Origin of the sequence: Pedobacter riviphilus (assembly GCF_014692875.1) — a bacterium.
In the GTDB taxonomy this organism is placed as follows: Bacteria; Bacteroidota; Bacteroidia; order Sphingobacteriales; family Sphingobacteriaceae; genus Pedobacter; species Pedobacter riviphilus.
Window position 1 is genome coordinate 4,708,590 of the sequence record NZ_CP061171.1, and the last position, 13,239, is coordinate 4,721,828.

At 39.7% G+C, this 13,239-nt stretch carries 10 protein-coding genes and 1 pseudogene; 7 read left to right on the forward strand and 4 right to left on the reverse strand.

Annotated elements, in window-relative coordinates:
• Positions 1 to 155 precede the first annotated feature (155 nt).
• The 3 genes from carB to H9N25_RS19370 all read left to right on the forward strand — a co-directional run bounded on the left by carB (position 156) and on the right by H9N25_RS19370 (position 4,530).
• A complete protein-coding gene (gene carB, locus H9N25_RS19360; protein ID WP_190326929.1) occupies positions 156 to 2,993 on the forward strand; it encodes a carbamoyl-phosphate synthase large subunit in 2,838 nt (945 codons plus the stop codon).
• A gap of 63 nt (positions 2,994 to 3,056) precedes the next feature.
• Positions 3,057 to 3,917 carry a sigma-70 family RNA polymerase sigma factor gene (locus tag H9N25_RS19365; protein WP_167295754.1) on the forward strand — a complete coding sequence of 287 codons (861 nt, stop codon included), beginning with the start codon at positions 3,057 to 3,059 and terminating at the stop codon, positions 3,915 to 3,917.
• A gap of 46 nt (positions 3,918 to 3,963) precedes the next feature.
• A complete protein-coding gene (locus H9N25_RS19370; protein ID WP_208398970.1) occupies positions 3,964 to 4,530 on the forward strand; it encodes a carboxymuconolactone decarboxylase family protein in 567 nt (188 codons plus the stop codon).
• 113 nt (positions 4,531 to 4,643) lie between these two features.
• Here the strand turns inward: H9N25_RS19370 and H9N25_RS19375 are convergent, their stop codons facing one another.
• From H9N25_RS19375 to H9N25_RS19385, 3 genes and pseudogenes are all read right to left on the reverse strand, one after another.
• Positions 4,644 to 5,951: a M20/M25/M40 family metallo-hydrolase gene (locus H9N25_RS19375; protein ID WP_167295755.1), complete on the reverse strand. Its 1,308-nt coding sequence runs from the start codon at positions 5,949 to 5,951 to the stop codon at positions 4,644 to 4,646.
• Positions 5,952 to 5,969: 18 nt separating this feature from the next.
• On the reverse strand, positions 5,970 to 7,802 hold the full coding sequence (locus tag H9N25_RS19380) for a M61 family metallopeptidase (protein WP_190326930.1): 1,833 nt from the start codon (positions 7,800 to 7,802) through the stop codon (positions 5,970 to 5,972).
• 141 nt (positions 7,803 to 7,943) lie between these two features.
• Positions 7,944 to 9,070: pseudogene (locus H9N25_RS19385) on the reverse strand (DUF4407 domain-containing protein).
• Between the two features lie 129 nt (positions 9,071 to 9,199).
• Here H9N25_RS19385 and H9N25_RS19390 point away from each other — a divergent pair.
• A complete protein-coding gene (locus H9N25_RS19390; RefSeq protein ID WP_029277953.1) occupies positions 9,200 to 9,517 on the forward strand; it encodes a rhodanese-like domain-containing protein in 318 nt (105 codons plus the stop codon).
• A 44-nt stretch (positions 9,518 to 9,561) separates the two neighbouring features.
• The gene (locus H9N25_RS19395) at positions 9,562 to 9,825 is read left to right on the forward strand and encodes a DUF6358 family protein (protein WP_223833442.1); all 264 of its coding nucleotides are present in this window, start codon (positions 9,562 to 9,564) and stop codon (positions 9,823 to 9,825) included.
• Here the strand turns inward: H9N25_RS19395 and H9N25_RS19400 are convergent.
• The gene (locus H9N25_RS19400; RefSeq protein ID WP_190326931.1) at positions 9,803 to 10,834 is read right to left on the reverse strand and encodes a dipeptide epimerase; all 1,032 of its coding nucleotides are present in this window, start codon (positions 10,832 to 10,834) and stop codon (positions 9,803 to 9,805) included. The genes H9N25_RS19395 and H9N25_RS19400 overlap by 23 nt on opposite strands.
• 234 nt (positions 10,835 to 11,068) lie before the next feature.
• Between H9N25_RS19400 and H9N25_RS19405 the strand changes: the two genes are divergently transcribed.
• Together H9N25_RS19405 and H9N25_RS19410 are read left to right on the forward strand one after the other, a co-directional pair.
• Positions 11,069 to 12,046, forward strand: a complete 978-nt coding sequence (locus H9N25_RS19405; protein WP_223833443.1) for a hypothetical protein — start codon at positions 11,069 to 11,071, stop codon at positions 12,044 to 12,046.
• A 162-nt stretch (positions 12,047 to 12,208) separates the two neighbouring features.
• Positions 12,209 to 13,192, forward strand: a complete 984-nt coding sequence (locus H9N25_RS19410; RefSeq protein WP_190326932.1) for a hypothetical protein — start codon at positions 12,209 to 12,211, stop codon at positions 13,190 to 13,192.
• The last annotated feature ends 47 nt before the right edge of the window (positions 13,193 to 13,239 follow it).

A 13,239-nucleotide genomic window follows, 5' to 3' on the forward strand; every position in this document is an offset into this window, starting at 1 on the left:
TTATTTTAAAAAAAACGCCCCAAAATCGGGCTAAAGATGTATCTTTGCATCCCGACAGAACAGTTGGGATTTTCCTTCTAAAAGCAAAAAACCTTCTTGCTTCTTCACCTTCGGGTTCAACACTTTAGAATTTTAATTATTGTTTAAGCTTTATCATGCCTAAAGACACTTCCATCCGCTCAGTACTGATTATCGGATCTGGACCAATTATTATTGGCCAAGCCTGTGAATTTGATTACTCGGGTTCGCAAGCGGCACTTTCTTTAAAAGAAGAAGGGATTACCGTTTCCATCATCAACTCCAATCCGGCTACTATTATGACGGACAAGGTTATCGGCGACCATGTTTACCTGCGCCCGCTAACTGTTGATTCAATAGAGGCTATTTTACAAGAGCATATCGACTCTGCAGATTTACCTAGAATAGATGCTGTACTTCCTACAATGGGAGGCCAAACCGCACTAAACCTATGTAAAGAAGCTGAAGAGCGTGGTGTTTGGGAAAAATACGGTGTAAAAGTGGTTGGTGTAGACGTTGCTGCAATTGAAAAAACCGAAAACCGTGAAGCTTTCCGCCAATTAATGGTTGATATAGGTGTGGGTGTTGCAGAATCGAGAATTGCCAACTCATTTTTAGAAGGTAAAGAAGCTGCACAAGAAATTGGTTACCCATTGGTAATCCGCCCTTCATATACTTTAGGTGGCTCTGGTGGTGGTTTCGTACACAAAAAAGAAGAATTCGATGCCGCTTTAAAGCGTGGCTTAGAAGCTTCGCCAACCCACGAAGTTTTGGTAGAGAAAGCGGTTTTAGGCTGGAAAGAATACGAGTTAGAGTTGTTGAGAGATAGCAATGATAACGTAATCATCATCTGTTCGATCGAAAACTTCGATCCGATGGGTATCCATACAGGAGACTCGATCACTGTTGCCCCAGCAATGACCCTATCCGATCGTTGTTACCAGGAAATGCGTAACCAGGCGATCAAAATGATGCGTGCAATCGGCAACTTCGCCGGTGGTTGTAACGTTCAGTTTTCGGTTAACCCGGTAGACGATGAAATTATCGCCATCGAAATTAACCCGCGTGTGTCACGTTCATCAGCTTTGGCAAGTAAAGCAACCGGTTATCCAATTGCAAAAATTGCGGCTAAACTGGCCATCGGTTACAACCTGGATGAAATTGAAAATCAGATTACCAAAACCACTTCAGCATATTTCGAACCTACTTTAGATTATGTAATTGTTAAAGTACCTCGCTGGAACTTCGATAAATTTAAAGGCGCGAACAAAGAGCTTGGCCTGCAGATGAAATCGGTTGGTGAGGTAATGGCAATTGGCCGTACTTTTATCGAAGCATTACAAAAAGCTTGTCAGAGTTTAGAGATCAACCGCGCCGGCTTAGGTGCAGATGGCAGACAGGTGCGTAATATTGAAGAAATTATGGACGGTTTGGAGCATGCTTCGTGGAACCGTTTGTTCTTAATAAAAGATGCCATGGCAATGGGTGTACCTTTGGAGTCGATCCGTAAGGTAACCAAAATTGACAAATGGTTCTTAAACCAGATTCAGGAGCTTGTATTGCTTGAAACTGAATTGAAAAGATACTCTTTAAATAATATCCCTCAGGATTTCTTCGTAACCCTTAAACAAAAAGGCTTCTCTGATATCCAGATTGCCTGGTTGTTAGGCAATGTTACTGAAGATGAAGTTTACGATCGCCGTAAAGCTTTAGGCATAAACAGGGTATATAAAATGGTTGATACCTGCGCTGCAGAGTTCCCGGCAAAAACGCCATACTATTACTCTACTTTCGAAGAGGAAAATGAATCTGTTCCATCCGACAGGAAAAAGGTAATTGTATTGGGTTCAGGCCCTAACCGTATTGGCCAGGGCATCGAATTCGATTACTCTTGCGTACACGGCTTATTGGCCGCCAAAGAATCAGGTTTCGAAGCCATCATGATTAACTGTAATCCTGAAACGGTTTCAACAGACTTTAACATGGCCGATAAATTATATTTCGAGCCGGTTTTCTGGGAACATGTTCGCGAAATTATCGATTTAGAAAAACCTGAAGGTGTAATTGTTCAGCTGGGTGGACAAACAGCCTTGAAAATGGCTGAAAAACTAACCGAAAAAGGCATCAAAATTATCGGAACATCTTTCGAGAACATGGACATTGCCGAAGACCGCGGCCGTTTCTCAGACTTACTGAAAGATTTAGATATTCCTTATCCAAAATATGGTGTTGCAGAAAATGCCGAAGAAGCAATTGTTGTAGCAAACGAAGTAGGTTACCCAGTGTTGGTTCGTCCGAGTTATGTATTGGGTGGACAGGGCATGAGCATTGTAATTAACGATGAAGACCTGGAAAAAGCAGTAGTAAAATTATTGGGCGATTTACCGGGCAACCGTGTATTGATCGATCACTTTTTAGATAGGGCAGAAGAGGCCGAATCTGATTCGATTTCTGATGGTGAGGATGTGCACATTGTAGGCATGATGGAACACATCGAGCCGGCAGGTATCCACTCAGGAGATTCATTTGCCGTATTACCTACATTTAGCTTATCAGAAACGGTAACTAAAGCAATGGAAGAGTACTCGATCAAAATTGCTAAAGCATTAGATGTACGTGGTTTATTAAACATTCAATTCGCCATTAAGGATGAGAAAGTTTATGTAATCGAGGCGAACCCTAGGGCATCCCGCACGGTTCCTTTCATTGCAAAAGCTTACGATGTTCCATACATTAATATCGCAGCTAAAATTATGCTGGGTGTAGCGAAGCTGAAAGATTTTACGATCGTTCGTAACCTTAAAGGTTATGCCATTAAAGAACCGGTTTTCTCTTACGAGAAATTCCCGGAGGTAGCGAAAGAATTAGGACCTGAAATGAAATCTACAGGTGAGGCCATCCGTTTCATCAAAGATTTAGAAGATCCATACTTCCGCAAGCTTTACAAAGATAAATCGATGTATTTGAGTAAATAATAATAATGAAGTTAGATGTGTTAGGTTACACTAACACATCTAACTTTAACAACTGTATTTAGAATGAGCTTTGATAAATTGATATTTTCAATAGCCTATGATATGACAGGTGATTATGAAACGTCAAAAGACGTAGTTCAGGATATTAACTTAAAATTTTTAGAAAGCCCAATTGCTGAAATTGTTGCAGACAAAAGAAATTATGTCATTAGAACGACCATAAATCATTGTTTAAACTTAAAAAAAAGAGAGCAGCGATTAGCATATACCGGATCTTGGCTGCCTGAGCCAATTGTATCGGGCCGGGAACAAACCATCCACCATTCTAAATTTGAAGAACATAATTCGCTCTGTTACGAGCTGATTTTTTTACTGGAACAACTTTCGCTAACCGAAAGGGCAGTTTTTGTATTAAGGGAAGCATTTGATTTTGATCATAAAGAAATTGCAGAAGCAATAAATATTTCATCAGCCAATTCCAGGCAGCTTTTCAAGAGGGCAAAAGAAAAAGTCGCAAACCTCAAACACAATTCTATTTCAGATGCTACATCAATCGCGGTAGCCAAAAAATTTGTTTCTCTTATCAGTAATGGAGAGATAGAAGAATTGATTGCTATTTTTAACGATAATATTTCTATTATTGGCGATGGCGGCGGCAAAGCCCCGGCAATAGCAAAACCAATTTTCGGAAAACAAGCAGTTGCACAGTTTATGGTAAAACTTTTCAGCAACAAAAACTACTCACCAACATTTTCTTTTACCGAAATTTTATCTCAACCGGCTATCGTCATTTATATCAATGGAGAAATAATCTGCGTACAGGTATTATCGCTCCAGGAAAATAAAATCTCCCAGGTTTTTGCAGTTATAAATCCTGATAAACTTACGCATTTCGATAACGATTTTAAATTCGTTGTCACATAACTGAAGGGCTGATTGTTTTATACTGTAAATACTAAAAAAAACAGATATGAACATTACACAACCATTTCTTCAACCGATCGAAAATCCAAAAGGATTGATGATGAGAATTGTATATTTCCTTACCCGGAGGCAGCTTGGCAAAGTAATAACCCCCGTAAAAGTGTTTTCGGCAAGACTACCGGCAGCTTTCGGCATGTTAGGCGGAAAAATATATCAATTGGATAAAAAGCTGAAATTATCAAAAGAATTGCGATTACTGATCAGACAGCGGGTAGCCCATATTAACATCTGCGAATTCTGTATAGACACCGGCAGGTTTATTGCTATTAAAGAAGCCATGAATGAAGCCAAATTTGACGCCTTAGGGGAGTATAAAACAAATCCGCAATTCAGCGATGCAGAAAGAGCTGCTCTAGATTATGTAACTGAACTTGCAAAGGATAAGAAAGTAAATCCCGAAACCTTTTCAAAAATGGCAACATACTATTCTGAAAGGGAAATCTGCGAAATCGTTTTTCTCGTGGCAAGCGAACATTTATCCAATATCACAAACATTGGCCTGAATATACATTCAGATATGCTTTGTGATATCAGTAAAAGAAAGGCAAATTAGCACAGCCTTTCTTTAGCAAACCTTGCAGGTTAATTTAGGCTTAAAGTTGTTTTTAAATTGCCTCGTTGAGGGCTTACGCCATTTAAAAACCCGCAAGGTTTGTTTAACCGTTTTTATTTCTTCAACTTCGGAATCCTCGTTGGTGTATCCGTTCCGTTTACAATGGTAATTGCACTTTTTGCGATTGCTTTGATGGTAGAAAGGATATTTTCTACGTCTAAAGAACTGTATTCGTCTTTCACGCTGTGGTACAATTTATCGATATCAATTTTATCGGTACTAATGGTGTGTGCCGGAACGCCCAAAGCAGCTAAAGTTGCATTATCACTTCTATAAAATAAGTTTTGATCTGGGTATGGATCTGGGTGGAAAGTAAATTCAGTCCCGGCTAAATTTTTCTGCAAAATCTTACCAAAATCAGATCTTTCATAACCCGTAATAAATGCGGTATTCTTGCCGAATTTCGAATCCTTACCAATCATTTCGATATTAAACATGGCTACTACATCATCAGGATTTAGTTTTTCTGAGAAATATTTTGCACCGAAACCACCGATTTCTTCTGCAGTAAACGCAACAAAGATTAAAGTACGTGCGTTGTTTTTCTGCGCTTTATAATACTTAGCCAGTGCAATCATAGCGGTTGTACCCGAAGCATCATCATCTGCACCATTGGCTATGCTATCGCCATCAACACTTTTTAAAAAGCCTAAATGATCGTAATGGCCAGAGAAAACCACAATTTCTTTCGCTTTTGATTTGCCTGGAATTACACCTGCCACATTAAATAAAGGCATTTTATCTACCTTGCTTTTAAATGTTGCCGAAAAATCTGTTGCAGCATCTTTACCCAAAACAAAAACCTGCACAGCGCTAGTAGTTGCTTTAATGTCTTTCTCATCAACGGTTGCCGGTTTACCGAAGTAACTTCTATAGCGGTTAAACAGATCGGTAAATTTACTGTCAACCAAAACAATCTGGTTTTTTCCGGCACCCATCATTGCCCTTAGCTGGGGCACGAATGCCTTTTCAGGATCTAATTTAACAACAGTGGTGTTCGACTTATCGAGCGTAACACTTTCTGAAGTTACACCCGAAACGATTAAATTTTCTGGGGCAACTTCCTGTCCATCTATTTTAACGCTTGTACTTTGATTGGTAACCTGGTATTTGTTAAAGGTTTGACGGAAAGTTTTCTCTCCAGCTAGTGGCTGCAAGCCGATTTTCTTAAATTCAGATTCGATAAACGTAGCTGCTTTATCAATACCCGGCGTAAAGGTTGCCCGCCCCTGCATATCATCAGCACTTAAGGTTTTAATCAGGTGATCGGTGTATTCACGGGTGATGATTTTATCTATGTTTTGCGCTTTAAGCTGCATGCTTGCCATCCCGACAAGGGTTAAAAAGAATATTTTCTTCATATAATAAGTATTTTAATGTTATTTAGATTTTACCTGCGATGTTAGCCATTTATCTCTAAAAGTCTGCATGGCCGGTGTTAAATTCTCCCCTGTTTTTTCAATGGGAACAATTTCTAAGGCTGGATCTTCTATCAAGGTTAATTGAGTGGTTTTCTGCGCTCCACGGTAAAGATAAGTAACCTTCAGCACATCGCCGGGTTTGTGGGCATCAGTAACGGCAGTAACCTCAGCTATATCTTTTAATGCTACACCATCTATGGTTAGCAATACATTATTAACATCTAAGCCCGCCAGATAGGCTGGCGTACCCATCAGCGTTTGCCCTAAAATCAGTTTCCCATCCAACAGGTTAATTTTGCCAAAGCCAGCAAAAGCTTTACCAGGATTTGCTTTACGCAGAACAAGGCCTGCATTTAAAAGTAGTTTGGCATAATCGTTCTTTTCGGTACCGTAAATATATTTTTTAAAGAAATCGGCAGCAAAAGCAGGATCTTTAGTCAGCGTTGCGAGGGTTTTCTCTAAATCAGGAACAGTATAGGCAATTTCTGGCTTGCCGTAAGCTTTCCAAAGCGCACGCATATAATCATCAAGGCTGAGTTTAAATTCAGTTCTTAAACGAAGATCTAAAGCTAAGGCTGTTGCAGCGCCATAGATATAATAAGAGGTGAAAATATTATCTTTATTGGTCTGATCGATAGCCACACCAGCATCGGCAAACACAGCATATCTACTGGCCTCAATAGGTGAAAAGTTTTTTGCACCCGGCGAGCGTAAAACAGTATTTACCAGTCCGTTAAAAGTCTGTATGGCATTGTCGGTAGTTTTTAAACCAGCCCTGGTTAATAGCAGATTGCCATAATATTGGGTAAAGCCTTCAGCCAGCCAAAGTTCATCACTCATATTGGCATGTTCAAAATTGAAGGGCTCTAAGGTTTTTGGCCTTAAACGCTCTACATTCCAGCTATGGAAATATTCGTGCGAAAAAGTACCCAGGAGGCTAGACTCATAACCCTCTATTTTAGGCGTACGTTGTACAATAGAGGTAGAGTTTCTGTGCTCCATTCCGTCGCCTGCGTTCTCCGGATATACGTCATCCAGAAAATAATAATTACCATAATCGTACGTGGGGAATTCGCCCCAAACGGCAAAATGCTCATCAACCATTTTTTTAAGCATCTCCGCATAATTATCGATGGTTTTCTGATCATCGTTAGCATGCGTAATTAAATGGATGGTCTGAACCTTACCATCGGTATTTTTAACCTGCCAGCTTGCCGTTTTATAATTGGCAATTTCGGTAGGACTATCCATAAAATATTGAAGATTTGGCGCAAAATAGGCACCATTGGCCATTGGCTTAAGCTGTGTGGCCACTTTCCAGTCCGGTTTTTCGGCATAATTGAATTTCACCAATCGTGGTCTGTTATCCATACCTACCGGAAAAGCAAAAGTTGCCGGAATATTCATGTGTGCATGTGTTTCGTCGAAACCGGCGTAGGTTCCGTCAATCCAATTTCCAAAAAGCGTATAAGCTACTTTTACACTGTTGCCGTGGCTAGGGATTTCATAAACATCTCCGGCAGATTGTTTAATGGCCAACTGTTTTCCTGATGCATCGAATGCTTTCAGGTGATACACATTTTTTCCAAACTCATGTGTAGCATACCTACCTGGAGAAGACCTGCTCATTCTAACCTTTAAGGTACCTGCTGGAACATTGGGGATAAACATGCTGATTTCAGCTTCATGATGGATAGCATTTGGAAAGGAAACCGTATAACTGATCTCATTTTGGGCAAAAGCCTGAAACGATAGTAGACCAAATGCTACTGCACCTAAAAATTTCTTCATAAAATCGGGATTATAAGGGCAATTTAGGAAAAATGTAAGATGTAATTGTGTAAAATGTAGGATGGCTATTGGTTTAAGTGCTTAAGCCCTGATCTGTGAACCATCTGACCATCTACTCCATCTTCTCTTTTACACTTTTTCTTATCCCTCACTGTCCCAATCGTGTTTTTCGAGGTCGCGGTAAGCTTTGCCTTTTATAATTTCTTTCTTCTTTGACGACTCGGAATCGACTCTCGTTTCGTGAATATTATCGGCCACTTCAAAATGGAAATCCTTATCCTTTTTCGAATGATATATCGATACCTCATCTCCATCCGCTATAGCATAGTCATAAGGCCCGTGTGCGCTCATCAATTTTACAAACACAGGTAAACATTCAAAAAAGATAAACAGCAGCCCGATAAAAGTAACCGCAATTGCCGTATTGTTATCCCGAGTACCATCTACATTAAATTTAAGTTGCCCCAATGCCCAGTTGCGATCAGCAAAACCAGCAATATCCGATAAACTGTCTAACTGTTTCTTAGTGTACAGCTTTTCGGTAAACAGGCCATCAAATTCTTTGCGCTTATCTACAAACGCTTCTGATTTATTGATACTAGCTTTTAGCGAGTCTAATTCTGCTGTGCGTTGTGCAATTTCGGCTTCCTTGCGTTTGGCATATGGCCCATAACCCATTACACCCGATGTTTCGGTGGTTTTGTTTCCGAAAATCTCGAAATTAAGCTTCTGTCTATCTGCTTTAATTCCTTTTTCAAGCGAATCCCGTGTGGCTTTCTGTTGATTTAACCTGCCAAATTCTACCTGGTATTTTTTCTCGAAGGCTTTGTTCAGGGTATCAATTTTAGCACGCTGGCCATTTAGGTAACTCACCTTTAGGCGTTCTTTAATTTCTTTATCGAAAATTTTAAGCTCTATGGGTCTCGAAATTACCATACCGATCATAATGGCCAATAGAATACGCGGCGTAGCCTGTAATAATTGTTTATTGGTACTGGCACTTTTGTTAATGCTCGATACGATATAGCGGTCCATATTAAAGATGGCTGCCCCCATAAAAAGCCGAAAACAATGGCAAAAATTACCGCCAGATCATCTCCCTTAAACACAAAATACATGGCATAACCCCCAGAAAGGGCTGCAAATAAGCCAGTAAAAAAGATGGTGGCACCAATGCCAGTATATTTATTTTGTTCTGAAGGATACTTTTCCAGTGTCGGGATGTGAGCGCCAGAGCAAAACCAAAAGAAACGGTTCAGTTTGTCCATTTGTAACTATTTATAATTAAACGCCTAAGGGTTAAAGTTGTTACAGTTTCGCACAAAATTTTATGGCATTTTTTTGATGGGGAGCGTAAAGTTGATTTTCCTATATTTGCATAAATACATTTAATAAAAATGAAAGAAATATCGGTACAAGAACTAAAAGAGAAAATCGATAACAAAGAAGATTTTCAATTGATTGATGTTCGTGAAACATTCGAATACGAGGTTTCCAATCTTGAAGGGGAGAATATCCCTTTGGGTGGAATTTTAATTGAGGCTGATAAGGTTGCGAAAGATAAGCCGGTAATTATTCAGTGCCGCAGTGGAAAAAGAAGCGCAGCAGCAGTAATGCAGTTGGAGCAACAATACGGATTTGACAATCTTTATAACTTAAAAGGCGGTATTTTAGCTTGGCAAGAAGCTTTTGATCCAAGCATGCCAGTTTACTAATGATAGAATGAGTGAATTTTGAATGAGTGAATGTTAATAGCATAATGCTTATTCAAAATTCATTTTATCATTCGGTCATTCAATCATTCTCTAATCCAATCATTTCTACAGTGGGTAAAAAATTCGCTTTAAATATCTTCTACAACTTAGCCATTATCCTTTCTATTTTCGGATTGGTGTGGTGTTATAACAACGCTAAATATCTTCCTGCTGGTTTTTTGGTAGGCACAACGGCTTGTTTGTTCTACTTTAAGTATCAACTTACCAAAGACATCAGAAAAAGCTTTAAAGAAAAAGATCAGAAGTAACACCTGTTAAGCCTAAACCTGGCAGGTCTTTTAAGATATACTTGCCGTTTTCGAAAGCGGGATCGGTAAAAGGGTTATTCTTGGTAAGCCATGGCCCATCCAAATCTGCCCAATTACATAAAGGAGCCAAAGCAGCCGCGGCCAAAGTGGCGCAACTGGTTTCGCTCATACAACCGATCAGCACTTTCATCCCAAAAGAACGGGCTTTCAAAATCATCTGATGCCCTTCGTACATGCCGCAGCTTTTCATCAGTTTTACGTTAATGCCATGATAGGCGCCTTTCAGTTTGTCCATGTCGGCTAAACGCTGTACGGCTTCGTCAGCCAATAAAGGAATCGGACTGCGTTCGGTTAACCAGGCGTTTCCATCGAGGTTATTTTTATCCATAGGCTGCTCGATTAACACCACGCCCTGGTTATGCAGCCAATAAATTAAGTCAATCGCTTTAATTTTATCTGCCCAACCCTGGTTCGCATCCACATATAAGGGTACACTGGTCATGCTCCTAATGGTTTCGATAATTTCCTGATCGTTATCCCTCCCCAGTTTAACTTTGATCACTTTAAAAGCCTCGGCATCTTTCAGTTTCTCGCGGATGACCTCAGGTGTATCAATCCCAATGGTATAAGAAGTTACCGGCATTTTAGCCGGGTCTGCCCCGTAAATTTCATAACAAGGTTTATTTAAAAGCTTCCCTTGAATATCGTTAAGGGCAATGTCTATAGCCGCTTTAATGGCCGGTTGGCCCAGAGCAAGGCTATCCAAGTAGGTAATAATTTCTTTGAAATCGAATGGATATTGGATTTTATCCCAATCTACAAGGTTAAGAAAAGCTGTCGCGCTTTCGTAGCTCTCGCCCATATAAGGCACCATAGAGGCCTCACCATAACCTATTACACCCTCATGTTCTATCTTTAACAACATTAAAGGGGTGCTGGTACGTGTAAATTTCGAAATCGAAAAAGGATGTTTTAATTCTAATTCAAATTGCCTGCAACTAATTTTCATTATCAATCGTCTTCTAAATAAATAAGGTAATTATCGCTTTACAAATTATCTTTGTTTTATTAACGCAACTACCACTGCCATGAAAAACAATTCAAGATTACGGTATTTTATTTATCCTTAATAATTATTGGGGGATGTACCACAGGAAAAAAAGCCTTACAAAAAGGTGATTATGATGCTTCGGTTGCTAAGGCAGTAAGCAGGCTGCAAAACTCGCCCAAAAATAGCGAAGCCATGGAGGTGCTAAAAACGGCATATGATTTAGCGCTGCAAGACCATTTGCGAAAAATTGAAGAGGCTAAAATGTCTAACGATTTATTCAGGTGGGAATCGGTGATGTACGATTATCAAAAAATCAATCAATTGGCCGATGATATTAATAGCTGTCCTGCCTGTTTAACCATTGTTCCAAAGCCTTCAAAGTACATCAATGAACTTGCTGATAGTAAGTATAATGCCGCTGAAGCACGATATAATTCGGGCCTAGGTTATTTAAGAGAAAATAACCGCCAATCGGCAAAAAAAGCCTATTACGAGTTCGAGAAAACACAAAATCTTCAGGCCAATTATAAAGATGTTAAGGCTAAAATGAACGATGCCTATTGGGCAGCAGTAACCAGGGTTGTGGTGCAGCCAATTATAGTAAACAGTAGCATGTATAAATTAAGCGCCGATTATTTTCAACAGCAAATCGATCAGTTTATTGGAAATTACTCGAGAAATAAGTTTGTAATTTTTTATGGCGAGGCCCAGGCTACCGATCAAAAAATTGTTCCCGATCAGGTATTGAGCTTAAATTTTGATGATTTTGTGGTGGGCCAAACCTATGTAAAAGAACGGGTAGAAAAGTTAAAACGCGACAGTGTAGTAATCGGTGAAACCCGAGATAAAAAACCTGTTTACGGTACTGTAAAGGCCACCTTAAGTATTTTTGAAAAGAATATATCATCATCTGGATTATTGGATATGAGTATTACCGACTGGAATACAAAAAAGCTGGTGCATCAACAAAAATTCCCTGGAACCTATGTTTGGCGTGATAGCTGGGCCAGTTATAAAGGCGATGATAGGGCCCTAAGCAAACAACAATTGGCCATTACCAGAAGGAGGGAACAATTGCCCCCGCCGCCAAGTGCTTTATTTTTAGAATTTACCAAACCCATTTACAACCAATTAGTTGAAGATATAAGCTATTATTATAATAATTACTAAATACCTCACCCTGTTTAAGGAACTGCTTTACACAAACCTGTGCATCCCTCTCCTGTGGGAGAGGGAAACGGTGGACATTGCTACACTACCGCCGCTAACAGGGTGAGGTGGTTGTAATCCCTGCGTTAAAATAAATTATCGGTGCAAAGCCCTAAAAATATAATGGCTAATATTGCAGTAATGAATACTGGCTTATACAATCCTTTCCAAAACTTCGATTTTTTATACAAAATCTGCTTCTTAAGTGGCAAAACCTTTCATTCGCCTGTTGTGCAGGTTCCCTTAATTCCAAAATGGTTATTGGAACAGGCGGGTTTAAGCGGCGAAGAACAGATCCAGTTTTTGGATGAGAGTATCCGTTCGTATAACACTTTGGTTATTCCGGTAAACACCGAGGTAAATGAACAGTTTTTAAATCCCCTGGAAGCTAAGATCGAAGCGGCCTTTGCTAAAGGCTATGATGCTGTTTCTACATTACCGGAACTGGATCTTTTTAACTGGATAGGCAAGTTTTTATATGGCTTTGTGTACATCGAAATGCATTCGGCTTTGCGCAAAGAAATGACTGCTGAGGGTTTAAATATGTCGCAATCGTTGATGATGAAATTTGCCAATCTGAATTTCATGATGCAGAACCTCTATACCAGTTTGGAGTTTGAAGATTTTTCGCCTTGGTCTATCACAGTAGTGAAATTAGAAAACGGAGAAACACCATTCAGTTTCCGTGATGAGATCAATACCTTAACCTTCTCTTTAAAAATGAAAGATTTTGGTATCATCGCCTGTTTACAGGATAACGGCACCAATAAACGTTACCATCAGGATATCATCAACGAAATAAAAGGAAAAGCTTTAACCGCCGAACAGTTTGAAGAGCTGAGCGCCCGTTTTTATTATTCTGCCTATCTGTTTAACCGCCTGCCCGAATATACTTTTATGCCTGTAGAAGGAACCACTTATATCGAGGCTATGCCTTTACGCGGAAACATGACCAAACCGCTTTTCGATGTTTGGCAAAATAAGGTATATGCACAGGTACTGGAAAATTTCTGGAAACCCTGGGGATATGTGGTATTCGAGATTATTAAAAATCCTGATGAGCCGATGAGTTTCTTCGAGAAGCCTTTTTTGCCAAATGCGGGGTAATCTCTTCTGTATTTCGTCATACCCAGCTTGACTGGGTATCTTAAAGC